Origin of the sequence: Qipengyuania soli (genome assembly GCF_015529805.1) — a bacterium.
GTDB classification, from domain to species: domain Bacteria; phylum Pseudomonadota; class Alphaproteobacteria; order Sphingomonadales; family Sphingomonadaceae; genus Qipengyuania; species Qipengyuania soli.
Window position 1 is genome coordinate 1600616 of the sequence record NZ_CP064654.1, and the last position, 23755, is coordinate 1624370.

Here is a 23755-nt window from a genome sequence, read left to right on the forward strand (position 1 = left end):
GTTACAGTCGAGAACTAGTTCCGCGACGGTTCCTCGACGGCGAGGCGCCTCGCCACCTGCAGCGTCTGGACGACGAACAGTGCGACCAGCACCAGTCCCACGCCCCCTACGAACAGATCGAAACCGTTCAACTGCCAGACGATCGGGTGTTCCCGACCAAATCCATACATGGCCAGGGTCAGGGCAATGAGAATGAGCCGCAGTTCTGTCGGTCCGGCATTCATGTAGGACAACCGCAGTTCCCCGAGCACGCGCACAGACAGGAAGGCGTGGATCGACATCAGCAGGTACCCTGCAAGCGCCACCAAAGCGACTTCAAGCTGGACGAAAGGGGTTAGCCCGATGCCGACCACCAGCAGTGTGGTCGCCAACCCGTCGCAGCTATGATCGAGGAAGTAGCCGTACCGCGGCCGTTCGATCTTGCGGAAGCGGGCGAGGCTGCCGTCGAGTGAATCCCCGAACCAGTGGACGACGTATCCGGCCACCGACAGCCACAGCCAGTCACGGTCCAGATTGCTGCCGAGATAACCGGAAAAAACCATCAGAGCGCCGACCATCCCGAAGGCAGTCAGCATGTCGGGCGATACGCGGCGCGGCAGGCGTGCACACAGCCAGTTCAAGGCGCGCCGTTCGATACGAGCGACGAGGTTTTCCTGGATACGGTCAATCGGGGTAATCTTGGGCTTGAAGGCCGGTTCCATGGTCTGGTGCTCCAAGCAATGCGACTTGGACGCGCTCATGCGCCCAAGCCGATGCAGTGTCCAGCAGCCAAACGATCAGGCTTGGCGACGGGCCCCCGAACGCCGGCGACGATTGCCGCCCCCGCCGGGTCGCTTTCCCTGCGGACGACCGCCGGGTGCCCCGCCCCCGCTTGCGCCATCGCGCTTGGGTGCGCCGGCACGGTTGGGGTGCTTGTTCTTCGGCTTCGGCTTCCTTGCCGCGGCATCGCCGGTGGGGCGCACGTTCGGGCGGGCAAGCTTGGGCTTCTGCTCGCGCTTGGTCGGCCCGACGCCTTCGACCACGGCGCGGAAATTGTCCGGCAGCGGCAGGCGCTCGAACTCGGCGTCGGTCTTCTTGCGAATGTCCTTGAGGTAGTCGCGCTCGTCCTCGGCACAGAAGGCGATGGCAATGCCGTCACGCCCGGCGCGCGCGGTGCGGCCGATGCGGTGGACGTACTGTTCAGGCACGTTGGGCAGCTCGTAGTTGATGACGTGGCTGACGCCCGGGATGTCGATCCCGCGCGCGGCGACGTCGGTCGCCACCAGCACCGGCGTGGTGCCGCTGCGAAATTCGCCCAGCGCCCGTTCGCGCTGCGGCTGGCTCTTGTTGCCGTGGATGGCATTCGCGCGCACGCCGACCTGGCCGAGCTTCTTCACCACGCGGTCGGCACCGTGCTTGGTGCGGGTGAAGACGAGCACGCGCTCGAACTCGCCCGGCACGCGGTGGCGGCCCTTGAGGATCATCTCGATCAGGGTCTGCTTCTCGTCCTGCTGGACCATGAAGAGATACTGCTCGATGCGCTCCGCCGTGGTGCTTTCGGGAGTGACCGAGACGTGGACCGGCGACTGGCAGTATTGCGCGGCGAGGTCCTTGATCGACTTGGGCATGGTGGCGCTGAAGAACAGCGTCTGGCGCTCCTTCGGCACCAGCTGGCTGATCCGCTTCAGGGCATGAATAAAGCCGAGGTCAAGCATCTGGTCGGCCTCGTCGAGGACGAGGATTTCGACGCCGTTTAGCGCGAAGGCCTTCTGGTCGATGAGGTCGAGCAGGCGGCCCGGCGTGGCCACGAGGATGTCGGTCCCGCGGTGGAGCTTGTTGCGGTCCTTGTTGACCGAGGTGCCGCCGACGATCGACTGCACCTTGAGTCCGGCAAGCGCGCCGTAGTCCTTGGCCGACTGGGCAATCTGCCCCGCCAGTTCGCGGGTCGGCGCAAGCACCAGCATGCGGCAGGACTTGAACGGGGTCTGCTTCTCCGCCTCGCGCAGACGGTCGATGGAGGGCAGCATGAAGGCGGCCGTCTTGCCGGTGCCGGTCTGGGCGATGCCCATGAGGTCGCGGCCCGCGAGGACGGGGGGAATGGCCTGCTCCTGGATCGGAGTCGGCGTGTCGTAGCCCTTGAGATCGAGGGCCTGGAGGACGGGCTGCGAAAGCCCGAGGTCTGAAAACTGTGTCATCGTAACTCGCAATATATGCGGCGCGCAGACCGGTTCCTGGCGGATTCCGGGCGCGGCGCGGGTGTCAAACGACCCGCGTGAAAAGGGAAGTCCTTGGAAAAACATGCCGAGGCGCGGCCGGGGCGATGGATGTCTCCACATCGCCGCTTCACGCTGGCTAGCGCGTCTCGATGGCGGCCATGTGGATGCTGCAGTGCAAAAAGTCAATCCGCTTCGGGTCGAGAGATGTCGGACAGGTCCGGCGCGATCGCACTGTCATACGGTGCGGATATCCGCCACACGAGGCCGGCGGGATCGAAGTCCAGCGTCACGTCGGCACGCATGGCGAAGGCGGGATTGCGTTCGATGATGGTGGTGCCGAAGCCCTTGCGCTCGGGCTTTTCGACCGGCGGCCCACCGCGCTCGCGCCACTCCATGACAAAGCGCCTGTCCTCGCCTTCGCCTTCGAAGCCCCAGGTAACGTCGATCTCGCCGGTGTCGTTTGCGAGCGCCCCGTATTTCGCGGCGTTCGTAGCGAGTTCATGGATGGCGAGGCCCAGCGCCTCAGCTGGACCGGGTTTCAGCATGACCTGGTCACGGCGACCCGTGTGGATGCGTCCTTCCGCTATGTCCCCGACATGCAGTATCTGCGAGGCAACAATGTCCGCGACGACCGCCCCGACCCAATCGCCTTCGTTGAGCAGGTTCTGGTTGGCCGAGAGAGCCGCGATGCGACGAAGCAATGCATCGGCAAGCTCGCTGTCACTGGCCGATGCCGTGCGATTGACGATCGCCTGAACGGTGGAGAGCATGTTGCGCGCGCGGTGGTTTACCTCGCGCATGAGCAAGGTGATGCGCTCGCTCGCTTCGCGTTGCTCGGTGATGTCGGTATTGGTCCCGCACCACAACAGGACGTTTCCTTCGTCGTCCTTGAGCGGGTTGGCACGCGACAGGAACCAGCGGAATTCGCCATCGGCACCCCGTAGCGGGAAGGTGTCCTCCCATACCTCGCCGGTGTCCCATGAGTGCTGGATACGCTCGACGACACGGTCGACATGCTCAGGATGGTGGACGTCGCGCCAGCCCCAGCCCTGCATCTGCTCCAGGGTTGTGCCGGTATAGTCGTACCAGCGCTGGTTGTACCAATAGATCCAGCCCTTGCCGTCAGCCATCCAGGCGAGCTGGGGGATATTCTGCGCCAGGGCAGCGAATTGCTGCTGGCTCTCCCGCAATTCCTGGCGGAGCGTGCTGTGTTCGCGCAGGTCGTGGGCGATCTTGGACGCGCCCACAATTTTGCCTTCCGCATCGCGGATCGGCGAAACGGTGACGGCGATGGGAACGGGTGCGCCTGCCTTGGTCTGCCGCACAGTCTCGAACTTGGTGATCAGTTCACCGGCGCGAACCCTCGCAAGGATGCTGTCCTCCTCATCCTGGCGGTCGGATGGAATGATGCGCCGGATGCTTTCGCCGATCATTTCTTCCGCGGTCCAGCCAAACAGCCGCTCGGCCGCAGCGTTCCAGGAGATCACGACGCCATTGAGATCCTTGGAAACGATGGCGTCGGTCGAGTTGGCGACGATTGCGGCAAAGTGCGCATCGCGGAAGGATGTGTCGGCAGGTTCGTTCATCGATTGGTCCCAGTTATCACGACTACGCCGGACTGGAATGAAAATTCGACCTAACCCAAACCAGCTGCCTTGAGCAGAGCGTCGGTGCTGGCGTCGAACTGCTCCCCGCCCTTCTCGATCGCCTTGGCCATCTGCTTGCCCAGTTCGACGCCGAACTGGTCGAAGGGATTGATGCCCATCAGCACGGCGTTGGCGAAGGTGCGGTGTTCGTGGAAGGCAATCAACGCGCCCAGGGTCGCCGCGTCGAGGTCGTCGCACAGCATTGTCGCGCTCGGCCGGTCGCCCGGGTAGTTGCGCGCCGGGTCCTCGCCCGCCTTGCCCGCCATCAGTGCGGCACCCTGCGCAAAACAATTCATCAGCAGGATACGATGGTGTGCGGCATCAAGGTCGTCGCCGGGCGCTATGCTGGCAATGAAGTCGACCGGAATCAGGTGGGTGCCCTGGTGGAGCAGCTGGAACACGGCGTGCTGCGCATCGGTGCCGACTCCGCCCCAAGTGATCGGTGCCGTCGGACCTTCGACCGGCTGCATGTCGGCAGTAACGCTCTTGCCATTGGATTCCATCTCGAGCTGCTGGAGGTAGTCCGGGAAGAGGCCCAGCCGCTCGTCATAGGCGAACACGGCGCGGGTCTGGCACCCGCGCACACGCGAATAATAGAGGTCGGCAAATGCCGCGCGCAGGACGAGGTTGGCCGCCCCGTCGGTATCGCGGAAATGCTCGTCGATTGCCCTTGCACCTGCAAGCATCGCGCGGAAATCGTCCATGCCCACCGCCATTGCGATCGGGAAGCCGATGCTCGACCAGATCGAATAGCGGCCGCCGACACTTTCCTGGAACGGGAGGATGCGGGTTTCATCGACACCCCATTCGACTGCCTTTTCGGGTGCGGCGGTCAGCGCGATCACGCGCCCGCCCGGGTCCGAAACCCCATTGTCGCGCAGCCACTTCAGCGCGCTTTCAGCATTGGTCATGGTCTCGATGGTGGTGAAGGTCTTGCTTGCCACCGCAACCAGCGTCTTGGCCGGATCGCAGGCGGCGAACGCCTGCTCCAGCGCGACGCCGTCGATGTTCGAGACGACATGAACGTCGCAATAGCTGAGGTCGCGGCTCAAAGCGTCGACCCCAAGCGCGGGGCCCAGGGCACTGCCGCCGATGCCGATGTGGATCAGGTGCTCTATCTCGCCCAGTGCGCCCGCATGGATCGCTTCGACCAGCATGCCCATGCGGTCGATCAGGGCCGCGGCTTCCTCGACCTTGGCAGGATCGCCCGTGCCGCGCAGCGTCGCATGGTCGGCGGCACGGCCCTCGGTCGGATTGACGATCTCTCCGGCAAACAGCTTGGCGCGCATTCCGCCGAAATCCATCGCCTCGGCCAGTTCCTCGAAGGCGGCAACGACATCGCGGTCGAGATGAGTCTTGGACCAGTCGAACAGGATGCCTCCGTCGCCCAGTTCGATCCGGCCGGAGAGCATGGCGACGCGTGCTGCACCCGCAGGCTCGTCGGCGCCCTCGCCGCCGTCACGCTGGGCGCTGAACAGTTCTCCCAGCGTCGGGCGCGGCAGGGATGCCAGTTTGTGCCAGAGCTCGGTCGGGGTGGTCATCGCGCAAAAATCCTTTCGTGTGCCGACTGCCGCGACTAGGGAACTCGGCGATGATTGAGAACCCCGCATGACAGATCAGGTAATGGATACGAATGCCGTCGAGGGCGGCGAGCGCAAGGAGCAGGAAAGCTGGGGCAGCTTCCTGTGGTTCTGCGCCAAGCTCGTGCTTGCAGTGCTGATTTTCCGCACGTTCCTGTTCAGCTTCTTCACCATTCCCAGCGAGAGCATGTTGCCCGGCCTGCAGACCGGCGACTACCTGATCGCGGCCAAGTGGCCCTATGGCTACAACGAGAATTCGCTGCCTCTGGGGATACCGGGCCCCAGGGACCGCGTATTCGGAAGTCTGCCTACCCGCGGCGATGTGGTGGTGTTCAAGCACCCGGTCGACGGCACCGAATACGTCAAGCGGGCCATCGGCCTTCCCGGCGATACGATCGCGATGCGCAACGGCGTGCTGGTCATCAACGGCGAGATGGTCCCCAAGAGGAAGATCGCCGACTTCCTCATGCCGGTAAGCGCCAACACCCGCTGCCACCCCCGCGGACAGCTGATGCGCTACCCGAGCGGCAACGAAGCCTGCCGCTATTCCCGCTTCGAGGAGACGCTGCCGGGCGGCAAGAAGATCCAGGTGCTCGACTTCGGTGCCACCATCCAGGACGATTTCGGCCCCGTCGTCGTGCCCGAAGGGCAGGTCTTCATGATGGGCGACAACCGCGACAACTCGATGGACAGCCGCTTTCCCGCAGTCCCCGGGGGCGGCGTGGGGCTGGTCGACCAGAACGCGCTGGTCGCACGCGCCAGCGTGGTGTTGTTCTCCACCGATGGCAGCGCCGAATGGTTGTTCCCCTGGACATGGTTCACTGCCGCGCGCTGGGACCGGATTGGGCACGGCATATGAGCAAGGGCATGTCCGACGATACCCGCGCATGGCTTGAAGCGACCGGCTTCACCGTGCGTGACGAGGAAATGTGGCTCGCCGCGCTGACCCACGGCAGCATGGGCGAAAAGCGCGATTACGAGCGGCTGGAGTTCCTCGGCGATCGTGTTCTCGGCCTCTCGATCGCCAACTGGCTCTATCGCCAGAGCACCGCGCCCGAGGGCAAGCTCGCACAGCGCCTCAATGCCATCGTCAGCCGCGAGATGTGCGCCGAAGTCGCCCGCGGCATCGGCCTGCCGGCACATATCCGCATCTCGAAGCAGGCCCACGCCGATGGCGGCCGCAACAGTGACAACATCCTGGGCGACGTTGTCGAAAGCCTGCTCGGCGCGCAGTATCTCGACAACGGTTTCGAAGCCTCCCGCGAAGTCGTCGAACTGCTGTTCCGCCCCGCACTCGAAAGCGGAGCGGGCAAGGCCAAGCATCCCAAGAGCGCGCTGCAGGAATGGGCCGCGGGTAACCAGCGCAAGCCGCCCGAATACGAGATCATCGAACGTTCGGGCCCCGACCACGCGATGACCTTCACGGTGCGCGTACGCGTTCACCGCGTCGGCGAGGCGGAAGGGACTGCAAGCAGCAAGGGCGAAGCCGAGAAGGCCGCAGCCAAGGAATTCATGGAGAAATACGGGTGAGCGATAGCGCAACCACAAGGTGCGGCGTCGTGGCCGTGCTCGGTGCCCCCAATGCGGGCAAGTCGACGCTGGTGAACCAGCTCGTCGGCCAGAAGGTGGCCATCACCAGTGCCAAGGCGCAGACGACGCGGGCACGGATGATGGGCATTGCGCTCGACGGCGACACGCAGATGATCCTGGTCGACACGCCGGGCATCTTCGCGCCCAAGCGCCGCCTCGACCGCGCCATGGTCAGCGCGGCGTGGGAAGGCGCGGAAGCCGCCGATGCGATCCTGCTGCTGGTCGACCCGGTGAAGCAGCGCCGCCACGAACTAGAACCACTGGTCGAACAGATCGCCGGGCGGCCCGAGCGCAAGATTCTCGTCCTCAACAAGGTCGATGTGGCCAAGAAGGAGCCGCTCCTCGCACTGGCGCAGGAACTGGGCGAAAAAGTCGACTTCGCCGAGGTGTTCTTCGTGTCTGCCCTTACCGGCGACGGCGTGCCCGAGATGAAGGCCGCGCTTGCCGCAATGATGCCCGAGGGTCCCTGGCACTATCCCGAAGACCAGGTCAGCGATGCCAGCGAACGCCTGCTCGCCACCGAGATCACGCGTGAACAACTCTACAAGCAGCTGCACGAGGAACTTCCCTACGACAGCGCGGTGCGGCCGGAGAAATACATCCAGCGCAAGGACGGCAGCGTCGAGATTCACCAGCAGATCGTCGTCACCCGCGACAATCAGCGCGCCATCGTGCTCGGCAAGGGCGGATCGAAGATCAAGGCCATCGGCGAGGCGGCGCGCAAGGAACTGTCCGAAGTACTGGGCCAGAAGGTCCACCTCTTCCTCCATGTGAAGACCGACGAGCGCTGGACCGAGGACAAGGAAATGTTCGAGGAAATGGGCCTCGACTGGGTGCGCTAGATGGGAGGGGCCTCTATTAGCCTCGGCCCCACGTCCCTGACGCTCGGCGCGGCATTTGCCGTCGGCCTGCTGATTGGCATCGAGCGCGGCTGGAAGTTGCGTTCAGCTGCCGACGGGTCGCGAGTTGCCGGAATCAGGACCTTTACACTGCTCGGACTCGGTTCAGGCGTGGCAGGCCTGCTGCAGTCACTTGGCTACTCGCTCGTTGCCGGTTTGATCGTCGCCGGCCTCGCTGGCGTTACAGCCCTCGGATACTGGCGCGATATGCAGTCCAGCGGACGCGCAGATGCTACCACCGCCGTCGCGGCCATGGTGACGATCGTTCTCGGTTTTCTCGCAGGTATTGGCCAGCCGGCTCTTGCAGTAGCGGGCGCGGCAGTGGCGACTTTCGTCCTGGCGCTGCGGAGCGAGACGCATCGGCTGATCCACCTGCTCGACGAGGAGGACATCAAGGCGCTCGCTCGCTACGCCGTGATCGCGGCGGCGGTCTATCCCTTCCTGCCCAACGGACGTTTCGGCCCCTATGACGCCTGGGATCCACACGCGCTGTGGCTGGTGGTGATCGTCGTCACCGGCTTCTCCTTCGCCGGATACGCCGCCAACCGGATGTTCGGGGCGAAGCGCGGGACCATCGCGACTGCCATCATCGGCGGGGCCTACAGCTCGACTGCGGTGACTTATTCCTTCTCCCAAAAGCTTGGCGCAGGAGAAGGCGGCGGGGCGGAAAATGCCGGTATCGCGCTGGCCACGGCGGTGATGTACCTGCGGGTGATAGTGCTGGTCGCGATCCTCGCGACGAGCCTGCTCGTGCCCTTCGTGATCATCGTGGCTCCGGCACTTGTGACGGGTTTCGCTGTCAGTTGGTGGCTCTATCGCCGGGCGCCGCACAGCACCGGCGCGGCCCCGCCGGGCAACCCGATAGCCCTGCTTCCCGCCTTCACATTCGTCGCCTTCGTCGCGGTCGCTGCCGTCGTCGCGCGCTGGGCCGAGGGGACCTTCGGCGAACAGGGCATAGCGGTCCTGCTGCTGGTCATGGGAACGATGGATGTCGATGCCGCCATCATCACCGCCGGAGGGCTGGAACCCGGGACCATCGCCCCTCACCTCGCCGCGCTGGCAATCGGCGGGACTATCCTTGCCAACATGACCGTGAAGCTCGGTACCACCCTCGTCTATGGCAAGGGTGCCGCGCGACCCGCAGCACTGGCGCTCGGAGCGAGCATGGTGGCGCTGGCGGCGAGCCTGATCGTGGGCTATCTCCGCCTTTAGCAAGGATTTTTTGGGAAGGGCCTGCAAGCCATGGAGAGGTTGGAAGCACACGGAAGGCTGCGTCTCGACGAGGCTACCTGGGCAGCCAGCGTGGTCCATGGCAAGGTTGCTCATACCGGCTTTCACACGAGGGCCTACTTCACTCTGGCGACCATGGTCGGGACGATGCTTGGCCTGACGATTGCGGGCATCCTAAGCCTCTTCATCCCGCCCACCTGGATGATGGCGCACCCGATATCGGTGCTTTTCGCCATGCTCGTACTCGCGGCTTTCGGAACGCTGTGGGGAGTGGATCGAGGCTGGAAGCGCGTGGCGATCGTGCTCGACAAAGCCTGGAGAGAGGGTCTCGCGAAGCGCGGAATCCCGAATGAGGCTGATGTCGCCTATGTTCTGGACGAGCGGGGCCTCGAATACCGGACGGACAATTTCACGGCGGTCGCATCATACCCCTCGATCCACCAGATCGTCCGCGATGAACCCTACTGGATCGTCGGGGCAGATGCGCTGACGCTGTGCCTACCCGACAGCGCCTTTGCCTCGAACGACGATGCAACGGCCTTCATGCGCACACTATGGGACCGCATCGGCGAGGATGCGCAAGAGCGCAGCAAGATGGCCAGCCTGTCGCTGGGACAGGCCTAACGCTTCTTGGCGAACTCGATCTTGTTCTTCTTGGCGAAGTCTTTGGTCGATTCCTCGCTGCGATTGAGCGCCTTGGCGATCTCCTTCAGCCCCTTGCCCTTGGCCGCGAGCGTGCGCAGCTGACTGGCCTCGTCGCTGGTCCAGGGCTGCTTGTGCCGCTCGAAATGCTCCTTGGCCATCAGCTGGCAGCCTTCTTCGCGGCAGCCTTTTTCTTCGGTGCCGCCTTCTTCTTGGCCGGAGCCTTGCGGCCTTTCTTCTTGGCGGGCCCCTTGGCGGCGCGGGCGTCGATCAGTTCGATCGCCTGCGCTTCGGTCAGGTCCTCGGGCTTCACGTCCTTGGGGATTGTCGCGTTGGTCGTGCCGTCGGTGACATAGGGGCCGTAGCGGCCCGGCATGACCTTCATCTCGCCGCCGCTGGTCGGGTGCGCGCCGAGAGTCTTGATCGGCTCGGCCTTGGCGCGTCCACCTGCCCCGCCGCGATTAGCGGCCTGGGCGAGAATATCGACCGCACGGTTCATGCCGACATCGAACACTTCGCGCGTGCCCGACAGCTTGCCGTACTTTCCGTCATGGCGCAGATAGGGACCGTAACGTCCTATATTCGCTTCGATTTCCAGACCCGTTTCGGGATGCGCCCCGACGATGCGCGGCAGGCTCAACAGCTTCAGCGCCCATTCCAGATCGAAGTCGTCGAGGTCCTTAGGAATGCTCGCGCGCTTGGCCTCCTTGCCCTCGCCCAGCTGCACATAGGGACCGAAGCGGCCGCTCTTGCGCTCGACCGGCAGGCCGGTCTCGGGATCGTTGCCGAGCACCGCGTCCTCGCCCCCGTCACCATCCGCGCCGCCAGGCTTGGCGAACTGGCGGGTGTACTTGCACTCGGGATAATTGGCACATGCGACGAAGGCGCCAAACTTGCCGCCACGCAGGGCCAGCCTGCCGTTTTCGCGGCCTTCGGCCTCGCACAGTGGGCAGTGGCGCGGATCCTTGCCGTCGGCACGTTCGGGGAAGAGGTAGTCGGCGAGGAAGTCGTCGAGCTCCTCGGTCACTTCCGAAGGCTTCTTCTCCATCACCTCTTCGGTCTTGGGCTTGAAGTCCTTCCAGAACTCGGCGAGCAGCGCCTTCCAATCCTCGCGCCCGTCGGAAACGGTGTCGAGTTCCTCCTCCATCCCGGCGGTGAAATCGAAGGCGACGTAGCGCTCGAAGAATCGCTCGAGGAAAGCCGTCAGCAAGCGCCCGCTTTCCTCGGCGAAGAAGCGGTTCTTCTCCATCCGGACATAATTGCGGTCGCGCAGCGTCTGGATCGTGCTGGCATAGGTCGAGGGACGGCCGATGCCGAGTTCCTCCAGCCGCTTGACGAGGCTGGCTTCGGAGAAACGCGGCGGCGGCTGGGTGAAGTGCTGGTTGGCCTCGACGCCCTTCTTGAGCGGCGCATCGCCCTTGGCGAGCGTGGGTAGCAGACCGTCCTCGTCGTCCTCGGGGTCGTCGCGACCTTCCTGATAGACGGCCAGGAAGCCGGGATATTTCACCACCTGGCCGCTGGCGCGCAGCTCGTGGCGGCCGGTCGGATCGCGAAACGTAACGGTCGTCCGCTCGAGGCTGGCGGCGGCCATCTGGCTCGCCATCGCGCGCTTGAAGATGAGATCGTAGAGCTTGCCCTCGTCACCCGATCCTGCGCGGTCGCGGTTGAAGTCGGTCGGACGGATGGCTTCGTGCGCTTCCTGCGCGTTCTTCGCCTTGGTCTTGTACATCCGCGGACTGTCGGGGAGCGCGTGGCCGCCGTAACGGTCGGCCACGGCCTTGCGGCAGGCGGCGATAGCGCTGCCGTCCATGCTGACCCCGTCGGTACGCATATAGGTGATCGCGCCCGCTTCGTAGAGCGACTGCGCCAGGCGCATCGTGTGGCTGGCCGAGAATCCCAGCTTGCGCGCCGCCTCTTGCTGCAGCGTGGAAGTGGTAAACGGCGGCGCCGGATTGCGCTTGAAGGGCTTGGTCTCGACCTCCTCGACCGTGAAATTCGACCCTTCGACCGCCTTCTTCGCGGCCATGGCGCTGCCTTCGTTGCCGAGCGTCATCTTGTCGAGCTTGTCGCCGTCGAACTTGACGAGGCGCGCGTCGAACTCGGTGCCGTCGTGCTGCAGCTTGGCGATGACCGACCAGTATTCCTCTGCACGGAAATGCTCGATCTCGATCTCGCGGTCGACGATCAGGCGCAGGGCGACCGACTGGACGCGGCCTGCGCTCTTGGCCCCGGGCAGGCGGCGCCACAATACCGGGCTCAGCGTGAAGCCGTAGAGATAATCCAGCGCGCGGCGCGCGAGATAGGCGTCGATCAGCGGCTGGTCGAGCTCGCGCGGCGACTTCATGGCGTCGGTCACCGCCTGCTTGGTAATCGCATTGAAGGTCACCCGCTCGACCTTGTCGGGCAGTGCCTTCCTCTTCTGCAGCAGTTCGCGAACGTGCCACGAAATCGCTTCGCCCTCGCGATCGGGGTCGGTAGCAAGGATCAGGCGGTCGGCCTTCTTGGCGTTGTCGGCGATATCCTTGAAGCGGCTCTGCTTGTCGCGATAGAGCTCCCAGTCCATCGCGAAATCCTCGTCCGGACGAACGCTGCCGTCCTTGGGCGGCAGGTCGCGGACGTGCCCGTAGGAGGCCAGGACCTTGAAGTCCGAACCCAGGTATTTCTCGATAGTTTTCGCCTTGGCGGGCGATTCAACAATGACCAGTTGCATGGGGTAAGATGCAGTCCCTTACGTGTGTACGTGTACGTACGCGCGAAAATGGGGCCGGAGATTCGGGGGCGTCAAGCCGTGGAACGCACCATCTTCCGCCACGCCACTAGGAACAGCGCGAAGAGCAGAAGGTCGATCGCTCCGAAGATGCCGGTCATCACTTCGTTCTGCCCGGTGAGAGCGAAGGCAACCGCCGGAATACCGAAACACAGCTTTTCAAAGAAGGTCACCGGCATCAGCGGCTGGAAGCGGCGCGGGTCGCGGGCAATGACGAGGAATACACCCTGGAAGACCAGTGCTGTGCCCGCAAAGCCGAGATGCGTCAGGTGCCACGGATCAGGCACGGGCTGGAAGTAAGCGAGAAGCAGGACGGGAATTCCGTAGATTGCGGCCCAGCGATAGACCCGGCTCGCGAACTGTTCCTCTGGCGTCATACGGCCTCCCTCGCGCGGGTTCTGCTTCGCAAAAGGTTCTGGGGTCAAGCTGCCAGAATGGAACGGGCCGCCCGTACAGGAGGTACGAAGGCGGCCCGTCGCGAGAGCGCCGGGGGCGCGCCCGCTAATGAAACTTGCGATGGTTGCGACCGGGTTGCGCGATAGCGGGGGGCCTCAGCGCGGCGCCCTGTTGCGCCTGCGAAGGCGATTCGCATTGCATGAACGCGTCACAATGCCGTCATTTGTGTCGAATTCTTACAATTGTCCCAGATCGGGACTTTTGACGGTGAGGTCAGTCTAATCTTTCGTCACAAGGTCGAATGCAGCTACGCTGAGGACGGCATACCATGCCGATGCCAAAGACAATGTTGTGTTCCAAATGATGGAAGCAATGACGTAATTGCTCCAACTGACCCACTCATAGAACTGGTAGACTGCAAGTCCCAGACCGATGGTCACGAGGAAGCAAAGCGTCGGACCGACCATTCCCCACGCAAGATCGCGCTGAATTGCCTCAGTGCGGCTCCATGCCCACCGCATCGAATTTCCCACCCCATAATCGGAGACCAGCGCGCGCGACCAAGCGGGACTCCAGCGCATCAGCAAGTAAAGTCCCGGGATGACGAGCACCATGAGAGCCAGACCAACCAGGATGGAAATGGTGAATCCCACAGCAAAATAGGTACCCACGCCGGTCTTACGCCCGCCTGCCAAAAACCCCCCGGTTTGCATGAGCTTGAGAAAGAGAAGGTATCCCAGTGCCCAAGCAAGCATGTTCAAGATTAAGGCAAGACTGTCGATCTCGGGCGCGAAAGTATCGACGAGGACATACGGCACGGTAACGAGGATCAGATAGCCGATCAGCCAGGGAAACGACTTCGAAACGAGCTGCGACATGGCTTGCCTGAGCTCCGAGTATGGTGCGCCCACCTATCGCCTCCCCCTTAGGATACCAGGCTTACCCGTCCGCCCGCATGACGCTCGAGACGACCGGCAATCTCCAGTTCCAGCAGCGCCAGTTGGACTGCCGCAGCGCCTTCTCCGGACTGCCGGATAAGCTCGTCAACTCCTACCGGTGCAGTGGTTAGAAGATCCGCTATCCGAGCAGGTTCGGTCGACGCCAATTCCGCGTGTGAATACCACTCGGCCGAAAGAGGCTCGCGGAAGTGCGAGCGCGGATTACCCTCGAAGCCGGACAGCAGTTCGACGACATCCTCGGGCGAGTTCACCAGCACAGCGCCTTCGCGGATCAGGTGGTTGCAGCCGTGGCTGCGCGGTTCCAGCGGACTACCGGGTATGGCCATCACCTCGCGTCCTGCCTCCCCGGCGAGCCGTGCAGTGATCAACGAACCGGATTTCACCGCCGCTTCGACCACCAGCGTGCCGAGCGACAGTCCGGCAATGATGCGGTTGCGGCTGGGGAAGTGGCTGCCGCGCGGTTCGGTACCGGGGGGCTGTTCGGCGACCAGCAGGCCCTCTTCCGCAATCCGTTCCTGTAGCGCCGCGTGCTGCGGGGGGTAGGCGATGTCGATCCCGCTGGCGATCACGCCCACGGTGCGCGGGAAAGCGCCCTCATGTGCGGCTCCGTCGATGCCTCGGGCAAGACCCGATACGACCGTAAAGCCCGCTTCCGCCAGCGCCGCGCCGAAATCCCGGGCCAGCTTGACTGCCGCCGCGCTCGAATTGCGGGCACCGACCAAGGCGACACAAGGCTGGTCGAGCAGCGAGACATCCCCGCGCCAAGTCAGGATCGGCGGCGCGCCGTCGATCTCCCCCAGCAGAGCGGGATAGGAAGGCTGGTCGTGAAACAGGTATTTTGCGCCCGCCGCGCGCACCGCCTCGACTTCGCGCTCGATCGTTTCGACCCTGGCGGGACGATACTGCCGCCCTCCCCGCGCCGAAAGCTCCGGCAACGCGTCGATCACCGTACCGGCATTGCCGAATCGCTGCAGCAACATGGCGTAGCTGACCGGCCCGATATTGGGCGAGCGCAACAGGCGGATGCGCGCAAACGCCTCCTCCTGCGTCAGTACCGGATGCGCCGGAGCGTTCACTCTTCGGGCTTGGCCTTCGATCCGCCGACCCTGGGTTCGGTGCCTGCCATCAGCCGCTTGATGTTTTCACGATGCAGCCAGATCACCAACACGGCGATGATCGCCATTACCTTGGCAAAGGTTGGCTGGCCGATGAGGAATGCGGCAATCGCGGCTGCAACCACCGCGCTCATGCCCGCGAGCGAACTGATGCGGGTAATCGCCAGCATTCCGATCCACACCACGGCGTAGGTCAGTCCGAGCGGCACGGCGAGGCCAAAGGATACGCCGGCATTGGTCGCCACGCCCTTGCCACCCTTGAAGCCCAGCCACACGGGGAAGCAATGGCCGAGTACGGCGAACAGCGCGGTCCAGCCCATGTCCTCCCAGAACAATTGCCTGGCGATGAGGACAGGGATCAGCCCCTTGGCAAGGTCGAGCAGCAATGTCGCGGCAGCCAGCCCCTTGCTGCCTGTGCGCAGCACGTTGGTCGCGCCGATGTTACCGCTGCCGATCGAGCGGATGTCGCCCTTCCCGCCCAGTTTGGCGATGATCAAGCCGAAGGGGATCGAGCCGAAGGCATAGCCGAGCAGCGCGGCATAAAGCGTCGTGATGGTCATGTCAGTCAGCACAATTCACCCCGCATTTTCCGCGCAAGCTTGCTGAATGCCCGCACTTTCTACTAGCGCAGCATCTAGAGTGATCCGGTGCAGTTCGACAAGCACCGGCACGGTGGAAAAGGACCGTTGTGAACGCATCCGCACCAATCCTGCTGTTCGATTCCGGCGTCGGCGGGCTGACCGTGCTGGCCGAGGTGCGGAAAGCCCTGCCCGACGCGCCGGTCATCTATGCCGCCGACATGGCCGGCCTGCCCTATGGCACCAAAAGCGAGGCGGAAATCGCCGCGCGCGTTGCCGGTCTGCTCGGGCGCATGGCCGAACGGTGGCAACCGCGCCTGATCTGCATCGCCTGCAATACGGCCAGCACCATTGCGCTCGGCATGGTGCGCGACGTGCTCGAAATCCCCATCGTCGGAACGGTTCCGGCCATCAAGCCCGCCGCTTCATTGACGACGACCGGTACCTTCGGCCTGCTCGGGACCGAGGCGACCATTCGCCAGGCCTATGTCGACAATCTCGAGCGCGAGTTTGCGGGCGGCAAGCGCTTGCTGCGCCACGGCGCGAACGGACTTGTCCCGTTGGCCGAAGCCAAGCTGCGCGGCGAGGACGTTAGCGTCGAAGCAGTGGCTCGCGAAATTGCGGGGCTGCTATCGCTGGACGGCGCGGATTCGATCGACACGCTGGTCCTCGCGTGCACGCACTTCCCGCTGCTCGAGGACGAATTGAGGCAGGCAATCGGCCGTGACGTAAGGTTCGTTCACGGGGCCGAGGGCATCGCCCGGCGTGTCGCCTATCTCACCCAAGGCCAGTCGTTCGAGCGGGATGGTCCGGACAGGGCCGTGACCACCGGTGACCTTGCCGATTTCCATCGCCTCGCGTCGACCTTCGCCCGGTACGGTATCGAGCGGCTGGAGAAGTTCTAGGGCAATGGCGGAAGATCGCGTCACGCTCGCGGAACGCAGCCTGCAGCGGCTGGCAGACGAGCGTGGCGACGTGACCGGTGAAATGATCGACGCCTATTATCGCCGGCATCCCGACGCCCGCGCCTCGTTCGAGCACCATGGCCTCGGACATACGCACGAGCTCGAAGCGCGAATGGCGACGGAGGCGCTCTTCCTGCTCCTGCAATGGGTCGAATCCCCGCCCACAGCACGGATCGATCATGGGACGGCAATAGTCCATCACAACGACACCATGCTGATCCCTCCGCGCTGGTACCTTGGCCTGGTCGACGCCGCGCTGGAGATCCTTTTCGAGACGATACCGGCTGATTGCGACGACGAGAGGGAGATGTGGCTGGAGGTCAGGCAGGAATTCGCATCTTTCGTCGAAAGCCTGCGACAGGACTTCTTCCGCAGCGACGGCGGGGCACCCCTTCCCGACTTCCGCCCGCCTAATACTTAAGAACCATTCGCAAAGATCGCGGTGGAATTCCGCGGTTTTCCGCCCTATGGGCAGAGCCATTCCAGGCCGCGGACGGGCGGTGTTGAGACGGGCGGACCCCGCGTGAACTACGACCAGATTTTCGACCAGGCTATCGACCGCCTTCACGAGGAAGGCCGCTATCGCGTCTTCATCGATATCCTGCGCAACAAGGGCGCGTTCCCGAACGCACGCTGCTTCGCCGGACACAACGGGCCCAAGCCGGTCACCGTCTGGTGTTCGAACGACTATCTCGCCATGGGCCAGCACCCCAAGGTCATCGCTGCCATGGAAGAGGCGCTGCATGACGTCGGTGCGGGTTCGGGCGGCACGCGCAACATCGGCGGCAATACGCACTACCACATCCAGCTCGAGCAGGAACTGGCCGATCTTCACGGCAAGGAAGGCGCGCTGCTGTTCACCAGCGGCTATGTCTCGAACGATGCGACGCTCTCGACGCTCGCCAAGCTGCTGCCGGGCTGTGTCATCTTCTCGGACGAGCTCAACCACGCCAGCATGATCGCCGGCATCCGCAACGCGGGTTGCGAGAAGCGGGTGTGGCGCCACAACGATGTCGAGCATCTCGAAGAACTGCTCGCCGCCGAGGACCCGGATACGCCCAAGCTGATCGCATTCGAGAGCGTCTATTCGATGGACGGCGACGTTGCCCCGATCCACGCGATCTGCGACCTCGCCGAGAAGTACAATGCGCTGACCTACATCGACGAGGTCCACGCGGTCGGCATGTACGGCAAGCGTGGTGGCGGCATTTCGGAGCGTGACGAGGCCGCGCACCGCATCGACATTATCGAAGGCACGCTGGGCAAGGCGTTCGGCGTAATGGGTGGCTACATCGCTGCCGACACCCGCATCATCGACTGCATCCGCAGCTATGCCCCGGGCTTCATCTTCACAACCTCGCTCTCCCCGGTGCTGGTCGCAGGCGTGCTCGCCGCAGTCCGCCACCTCAAGTCCTCGAGCGAGGAACGCGACGGCCAGCAGGCCGCAGCCGCCACCCTCAAGCAGAAAATGCGCGATGCGGGCCTGCCGGTGATGGACAGCGTCACGCACATCGTCCCCGTCATGGTTGGCGATCCGGTACGCGCCAAGAAGATCAGCGACATCCTGCTCGCCGAATACGGCGTCTATGTGCAGCCGATCAATTTCCCGACCGTGCCGCGTGGAACCGAGCGCCTGCGCTTCACCCCCGGCCCTGCCCACACGCCGCCGATGATGGACGAACTCGTCGCCGCGCTGGTCGAAATCTGGGGCCGCGTCGAACTGCAGCTGCAGAAGGCGGCGTGAAGCTCCTGACATTGGCGCTGCCGGTCCTGGTGCTGGCAGCTCCCCTCGCAGCAAACGATGACCCAAAGCTGGCACTCGCACGCGAGATCGCCGGCCATTCGCTGCTGGCGACGCTGGGCCCGCTGCAGACCGCTGCAGAGGTCGAGCAAATCATTGCCGATGCGCCCGATCTTACTGCTCAGGAACAGGATGACTTGCGCACCATCGGACGCGAGAAGGCAGAAGAGATCGGCAAGCGCGCGATCGAGGCTGAAGCGCAGGCGATGGCAGCAATGCTGACACTCGAAGATCTCGATGCCATCGCCAGTTTCGAACGCTCGCCCGCAGCAGCGCATCGCCGCGAGATCATGCCGATGATCGTCGGTTCGATCATGCAGGAACTTGCAGGGCTCGACTACAAGGGCGAGGTACGCGCGGCCTTCTGCGAACAGTCCGGCAAGCTCTGCGAGTGACGTTCGCCGAGGGGTGTAACCGGCCTTGCTCAGTCCTATCTAACCGCGATGTTCGGTAGGAACGCTACGACTTTTCGCGAAAATGCGCCCTTGCTCGGGGTGGTCGCCCTCTTGTTGGCGACCTTTGCGCTGCTCGCCATGTTCGGGCATCCAGATGCGACGGCGAAAATAGAGCGCGAACGGTCCGAAACCAGCCTTATCGAAACACTGCCCGCAACCGGCGATGACGTCGGCACCATCGTCTCGGACCTCGCCCCTGACGATGCCAAGGCGCGAAACGAGTCCGTGCCTTTCGCCGACGACGCGCCGCCGCCTGCCAAACCGTTCACGTTTCGCGGCAACGGAATCGACCGCCAACGGGCGCGTGACTGCCTTGCCCTCGCCGCCATGGCCGAGGCAGGTAGCGGCGACGAGGACCAACGCGCCGTGATGCAAGTCGTCCTCAACCGTGTACGACACCCAGCCTTTGCGAAGACCGTCTGCGGGGTCGTGTTCGAAGGCTCCGAGCGCCCCACAGGCTGCCAGTTCACCTTCACCTGCGACGGATCGCTCGACCGGACCTATTCCGACGCCATGTGGCGCTCGGCGCGCGAACGGGCGCAGGAGGCCTTGGGTGGTTACGTGGATGCGAAGGTTGGCAGCGCCACCCACTACCATGCGAATTATGTCTATCCCTACTGGTCCGGTTCGCTCGACAAGATCGCCGAAGTCGGACCTCACCTCTTCTTCCGCTGGCGCGGCGCATGGGGGATGCCGCAGGCGCTTTCGGCACGTTACAGCGGCGGCGAGCCGGACCCCCTGGCGCTCCGGGAAACCGCACAGGAAGTCGAACGCCCAGAAGACCTGCTACCCCGTCTGGCGCAACAGGGCACGGCAGTTCGAAGCATCACGGCTTCGGATATCCCGCGCGACCCGAGTTTGGCTGTAACGAGGCCGAGTACCCCCGATTCGCCTGCTCCCGGAGTACATTTTGTGCTGGTGTCAGGCGGAGATGCGCCGGGTGCACTGGTCGAGAAGGCGCGCACGCTTTGCCCGGGCGACCGCTATTGCCAGGTCTATGGCTGGGATGATGCAACCGCAATTCCCGCGCGATTGCCCCTGGGCGAAGATGCGCGCAGAGCCTTGCGTTTCAGTTACTTGCCCGCACGTTCAGGCAATCCGGAAGTCGTCTATTTCGACTGCAGGGTCTTTATTGCTCTTGAAAGCGGGGCCTGTTTGCCAAGAGCGATCCGTTGATCACTCAACCTCTACTGCGCATTTTTCCGCAACTACTTCCGGCACAATAGCGACCACAGTTGCACGACATTCAAGAATCCGCGACGTCGTTCTGGAAGGGCGGACGGGACTGCCCATCAGGAAGGGGTCGTCTCCATGAAATTTTCCAAGGCATCCACTCTCGTCCTTGCGCTTGCCCTCTGCGCGTGTGGCGGGGGAGACGGCAGCTCACCGCCACCCACAGGTGGTGGCGGCGGCAGCAGTGGCGGTGGGACCCCCACGCCAACCCCATCACCGGTAACCTATTCCAAGTTCGCCGACCTTACGGGACAGCAGGCCTTTGCATCGACCTGTGGCGGCGAAGAAATCTTCAATGGCCAGACCTTCACGAATGGCGGCACCGGCTTCGGTGAAGGCATCGCGATCAATTCCGACCGCTCGGGTCCGAGTTACGACATCACGGTCCAGCAGATGGGCTTCAACCCGCCATTCAGTCTGTCCTTCACCCAGGCCGACCGCGACCCTGCCGCCCCTGCCGGGACCGAGCGCTACAAGAAGACCGATGCGAGCGGGAACGCGCAGCGCTTCGGTGTTTCCGTGGTCACACTGGGGGGAGTGACCCAGGATTATGTGCGGCTTGCGACTTTAAGCTCACCAACCGGCGTCGGCTTCGTCAGCATCGGATGCGCTTTCGGGGTTCCGACAGTGCTGAGCGATGTTCCGTCAGCTACCAAGTCCTATAGCAAAGCGGTAGCGACCGGCATTCTCAGGCTGGTGGAAAACGCAGGTACCCTCGGAATGGGACCGGTCCACACTTATTCGACCAGCCCCACGACGATGACCGCGACTGCAAATCCGGCGAACGGACAGATTTCTTTTACCCTCAACCTGAAGGGCCAGGAAGTGGTTGCCGGTACGGTTTCGGACACGGTGACCGACCTTGGAACCTACACCGGAAGTACGACGATAGACGGATCGAAGCAGTCCTTTTCCGGGATCGTCTCGACCTCCGGCGGCTTGGTCGTCGGCAATTTCGGCGGCTGGTTCTTCGGACCGCAGGGGGCGACAATGGCGGTCTCCTTCAAGATGACAGAACGGCGACCCGACAACAGCGACGTCACCTATGGCGGTGTGACCTTCCTCAGCCCCTGAGGAAGGGCTGAGGGCGCTCCCGGGCCACACTCGCTCTCCCGCCAGTCGATCGGCCCGCGCGATTGCAAGCCCGAGGGACTCGCATGCCCCTGCCTTGCATGATAGCCTTTCCTCGAGAGGGAGAGGCACATGGCGACAGTGATCGACAAGAGCGGGCTTGATACCGGGGCACTCGATGTCCAGCCGATGACGCCTGCCATCGGGGCGGAGATTTACGGCGTCGACCTTGGCGCGGACGACATCGCCGAACGTATTCCGGAGATTCGTGCGGCTTTGCTTAGGTACGGGGTGATCTTCTTCCGCGACCAGCAGCTGACGCAGGAACAGCACATCGCCTTCGCGCGCCATTTCGGCGAACTGGAAATCCACCCCGCCACCCCTAAGAGCCAGGCCAATCCGGAAGTGCTGCGCATCGCCCACGGACCTGACAGCCGCGGGAGCGAGAACAACTGGCATTCCGACGTTACCTGGCGCGAATGCCCCTCGCTCGGTTCGATCCTATATGCGCGCGAAGTCCCGCCGGTGGGCGGCGATACGCTGTTCGCCAACATGCACCTCGCCTACGAGCGCCTGTCCGAACAGATGCAGCGGTTTTGCGAAGGCCTCACCGCCGTACACGACATCGCGCGCGTCTTCGCAAAACGGCTCGGCAAGTCGGTCGAGGAACTGCACGAGAAATATCCGCCGATGCGCCATCCGGTGATCCGCACCCATCCCGAGACTGGCGAGCGCGCGATCTACGTCAACACCGGCTTCACCAGCCACATCGAGGGCCTCTCGAAAACCGAAAGCGACTGGCTGCTCCAGCACCTTTACGCCACCGCCATGGACGTCGAGATCCAGTGCCGCTTCCGCTGGCGCGAAAACTCGATCGCCTTCTGGGACAATCGCGTATGCCAGCACCTTGCGGTGAGCGACTATTTCCCCGCACGCCGCGTGATGGAGCGAGTCACGATTGCCGGCGACCGGCCCTTTTTCACCCCGTAAGAGCGCGCTTGACGTAGCGTATTTTGCGCAAGCCAGATGCCGCGCTAATCCTCTCCTCAAATACGAGGAGAGAGTGGATGAGCGGCAATCCGGACATGACGTTTGCGGAGGTGGTGCGCGGGCGGCGTTCGATCCGCGGTTATCTCGACAAGCCGGTCCCGCGCGAGGTTATCGAGGAAGTGCTCGAGATCGCCATGCGCGCTCCTTCTTCCATGAACACGCAGCCCTGGCATTTCCACGTCATCACCGGCGAACCGCTCGACAAGATCCGCAAGGGCAACACCGAGAACATCCTCGCCGGAGTGCCCGACAGCCGCGAGTTCCGGCGCGGCAGCGCCTTCGAGGGTGTCCACCGCGAACGGCAGATTTACGTCGCCAAGCAGTTGTTCGGCGCCATGGGTATCGAGCGTGACGACAAGGAACGGCGGCAGGACTGGGTGCTGCGCGGCTTCCGCCAGTTCGACGCCCCGGTCTGTGTCATCATCACCTACGATCGCGTGCTGGACGACGGCGACGACAGCAAGTTCGATTGCGGCGCAGTGACGACCGCCCTCGTCAATGCCGCGTGGAGCCGTGGCCTCGGCTGCGTCATCAACTCGCAAGGCATCATGCAAAGCCCGGTCGTGCGCGAATATGCGGGCATCCCCGAGGACCAGATCATCATGAAGGCCGTCGCCATGGGCTGGCCCGACGAAACCTTCCCCGCCAATGCCGTGGTCAGCACGCGCAAGAGCGTGGAGGAAGCGGCACGTTTCGTGGGGTTTGAGGGATAGAATTGGCTTCCTGCGGGTTCATCATCCGCAACAGGGAGACACTGGCATGAGCGACACTCTCGTCCGTCTTGCGGACAACTTCTGGTCCGTGCGGGGCGAATTCCGCATTGGCGGCATTCTCGACGTCGGGACGCAATGCGCGCTCGTGCGGCTGGCGGATGGCGATTTCGTATTTCTCGACAGCTACACGCTCACCGATCCCATCCGGGACGAGATCGACGCGCTGACCGATGGCGGGGCGAAGGTGAAGGCCATCCTCAACCTGCACCCCTTCCACACGGTCCATTGCGAGTGGATGCATGCCGCCTACCCGCAGGCTGCACTCTACGGCACGGCGCGCCACCTGGCGAAATTCCCGCAGCTGCCGTGGCAGGAGACCAAATGCGAAGATGCGGCACTGGCCGAACGGTTCGGCGCCGACTTCGACTTCTCGGTGCCCCAGGGCGTTCCACTGGTCTGCGACGACGAGAGCGTGCACTTCTCCTCCGTGCTTGCCCTGCACCGTGAGAGCGGCACCATCCACGTCGACGACACGTTCAACCACCTCAAGAAGGGTTTCCCGCTTTCGCTTCTGCCGATCACGGGGCGGCTGGGTTTCCACCCCACCCTTGCCAAGGCGCTGGAGAAACGTGCCGGGGCAGCGGACGACTTCCGCGAATGGGCGATCGATCTGGGAATCCGCTGGTCCGACGCCCGCCGCATCGCTGCCGCTCACAATGCCGTGCTGGAAATTTCCTCGGGCAGTTTCCCAGACCTGGTGGGCGAAGCCTTGGGTCGCGTGAAGCCGGTTCTGGACAAGCACCGCGCTCAGTTCGGGTGAAGGCATTAACTCTCGGAGTGCGCCAGCATCCTCGAATGTGCGCTCACCGC

The 23755-nt window shown here is 63.7% G+C and carries 24 protein-coding genes; 14 read left to right on the forward strand and 10 right to left on the reverse strand.

All coding sequences use genetic code 11. From position 1 onward, the window contains the following. Nucleotides 1-14 precede the first annotated feature (14 nt). The 4 genes from IRL76_RS07990 to pgi form a co-directional block, all read right to left on the reverse strand. Nucleotides 15-701: a CDP-alcohol phosphatidyltransferase family protein gene (locus IRL76_RS07990; protein ID WP_200980854.1), complete on the reverse strand. Its 687-nt coding sequence runs from the start codon at nt 699-701 to the stop codon at nt 15-17. Between the two features lie 75 nt (nt 702-776). Then, complete coding sequence (locus tag IRL76_RS07995) at nt 777-2174, reverse strand: DEAD/DEAH box helicase (protein ID WP_200980855.1); 1398 nt, start codon at nt 2172-2174, stop codon at nt 777-779. Nucleotides 2175-2377: 203 nt separating this feature from the next. Continuing rightward, nucleotides 2378-3781, reverse strand: a complete 1404-nt coding sequence (locus IRL76_RS08000; RefSeq protein ID WP_200980856.1) for a PAS domain S-box protein — start codon at nt 3779-3781, stop codon at nt 2378-2380. Nucleotides 3782-3831: 50 nt separating this feature from the next. After that, the gene (pgi, locus tag IRL76_RS08005; protein ID WP_200980857.1) at nt 3832-5382 is read right to left on the reverse strand and encodes a glucose-6-phosphate isomerase; all 1551 of its coding nucleotides are present in this window, start codon (nt 5380-5382) and stop codon (nt 3832-3834) included. A 67-nt stretch (nt 5383-5449) separates the two neighbouring features. Here pgi and lepB point away from each other — a divergent pair, with 67 nt between their 5' ends. Genes lepB through IRL76_RS08030 form a run of 5 tightly spaced genes read left to right on the forward strand, consistent with a single transcriptional unit; the run spans nt 5450 to nt 9764 of the window. Next, entirely contained in the window at nt 5450-6280 is an 831-nt protein-coding gene (gene lepB / locus IRL76_RS08010) for a signal peptidase I (RefSeq protein WP_200980858.1), read from the forward strand. An 8-nt stretch (nt 6281-6288) separates the two neighbouring features. Continuing rightward, nucleotides 6289-6951, forward strand: coding sequence for a ribonuclease III (gene rnc / locus IRL76_RS08015; RefSeq protein ID WP_200980859.1), 663 nt, complete (start codon nt 6289-6291; stop codon nt 6949-6951). Continuing rightward, on the forward strand, nt 6948-7853 hold the full coding sequence (era, locus tag IRL76_RS08020) for a GTPase Era (protein ID WP_200980860.1): 906 nt from the start codon (nt 6948-6950) through the stop codon (nt 7851-7853). The genes rnc and era overlap by 4 nt, the downstream gene beginning before the upstream one ends. Continuing rightward, on the forward strand, nt 7854-9122 hold the full coding sequence (locus IRL76_RS08025) for an MgtC/SapB family protein (RefSeq protein ID WP_200980861.1): 1269 nt from the start codon (nt 7854-7856) through the stop codon (nt 9120-9122). It abuts the gene before it with no gap. Between the two features lie 30 nt (nt 9123-9152). Next, complete coding sequence (locus IRL76_RS08030; protein WP_200980862.1) at nt 9153-9764, forward strand: hypothetical protein; 612 nt, start codon at nt 9153-9155, stop codon at nt 9762-9764. On the opposite strand, the gene IRL76_RS08035 is transcribed toward IRL76_RS08030, so the two are convergent. From IRL76_RS08035 to plsY, 6 genes are all read right to left on the reverse strand, one after another. Further along, entirely contained in the window at nt 9761-9943 is a 183-nt protein-coding gene (locus IRL76_RS08035; protein WP_200980863.1) for a hypothetical protein, read from the reverse strand. The genes IRL76_RS08030 and IRL76_RS08035 overlap by 4 nt on opposite strands. Then, nucleotides 9943-12492, reverse strand: a complete 2550-nt coding sequence (gene topA / locus IRL76_RS08040; protein WP_200980864.1) for a type I DNA topoisomerase — start codon at nt 12490-12492, stop codon at nt 9943-9945. Before topA ends, IRL76_RS08035 begins: the two co-directional genes overlap by 1 nt. A 71-nt stretch (nt 12493-12563) precedes the next feature. Continuing rightward, a complete protein-coding gene (locus tag IRL76_RS08045) occupies nt 12564-12926 on the reverse strand; it encodes a hypothetical protein (protein WP_200980865.1) in 363 nt (120 codons plus the stop codon). A gap of 297 nt (nt 12927-13223) precedes the next feature. Beyond that, nucleotides 13224-13823, reverse strand: a complete 600-nt coding sequence (locus IRL76_RS08050) for a hypothetical protein (protein WP_200980866.1) — start codon at nt 13821-13823, stop codon at nt 13224-13226. Between the two features lie 47 nt (nt 13824-13870). Beyond that, nucleotides 13871-14980, reverse strand: a complete 1110-nt coding sequence (dprA, locus tag IRL76_RS08055; protein ID WP_200980867.1) for a DNA-processing protein DprA — start codon at nt 14978-14980, stop codon at nt 13871-13873. Then, complete coding sequence (plsY, locus tag IRL76_RS08060; protein WP_200980868.1) at nt 14977-15579, reverse strand: glycerol-3-phosphate 1-O-acyltransferase PlsY; 603 nt, start codon at nt 15577-15579, stop codon at nt 14977-14979. Before plsY ends, dprA begins: the two co-directional genes overlap by 4 nt. 128 nt (nt 15580-15707) lie before the next feature. On the opposite strand from plsY, the gene murI reads away from it, so the two are divergent. From murI to IRL76_RS08105, 9 genes are all read left to right on the forward strand, one after another. Further along, nucleotides 15708-16502 (forward strand): glutamate racemase, encoded by a 795-nt coding sequence (murI, locus tag IRL76_RS08065; RefSeq protein WP_200980869.1) that lies wholly within the window; start codon nt 15708-15710, stop codon nt 16500-16502. A gap of 4 nt (nt 16503-16506) precedes the next feature. Beyond that, nucleotides 16507-16983, forward strand: a complete 477-nt coding sequence (locus IRL76_RS08070) for a hypothetical protein (RefSeq protein WP_200980870.1) — start codon at nt 16507-16509, stop codon at nt 16981-16983. Between the two features lie 102 nt (nt 16984-17085). Further along, nucleotides 17086-18306, forward strand: a complete 1221-nt coding sequence (gene hemA / locus IRL76_RS08075) for a 5-aminolevulinate synthase (protein ID WP_200980871.1) — start codon at nt 17086-17088, stop codon at nt 18304-18306. Then, a complete protein-coding gene (locus IRL76_RS08080; protein ID WP_200980872.1) occupies nt 18303-18758 on the forward strand; it encodes a hypothetical protein in 456 nt (151 codons plus the stop codon). Before hemA ends, IRL76_RS08080 begins: the two co-directional genes overlap by 4 nt. Nucleotides 18759-18806: 48 nt before the next feature. Continuing rightward, entirely contained in the window at nt 18807-19994 is a 1188-nt protein-coding gene (locus IRL76_RS08085; protein WP_200980873.1) for a cell wall hydrolase, read from the forward strand. 135 nt (nt 19995-20129) lie between these two features. Beyond that, nucleotides 20130-21125: a hypothetical protein gene (locus tag IRL76_RS08090; protein WP_200980874.1), complete on the forward strand. Its 996-nt coding sequence runs from the start codon at nt 20130-20132 to the stop codon at nt 21123-21125. A 129-nt stretch (nt 21126-21254) separates the two neighbouring features. Further along, nucleotides 21255-22112: a TauD/TfdA dioxygenase family protein gene (locus IRL76_RS08095; protein ID WP_200980875.1), complete on the forward strand. Its 858-nt coding sequence runs from the start codon at nt 21255-21257 to the stop codon at nt 22110-22112. 77 nt (nt 22113-22189) lie between these two features. Beyond that, on the forward strand, nt 22190-22885 hold the full coding sequence (locus IRL76_RS08100) for a nitroreductase (protein ID WP_200980876.1): 696 nt from the start codon (nt 22190-22192) through the stop codon (nt 22883-22885). 46 nt (nt 22886-22931) lie between these two features. Then, nucleotides 22932-23705: a hypothetical protein gene (locus IRL76_RS08105; RefSeq protein ID WP_200980877.1), complete on the forward strand. Its 774-nt coding sequence runs from the start codon at nt 22932-22934 to the stop codon at nt 23703-23705. Nucleotides 23706-23755: the final 50 nt, after the last annotated feature.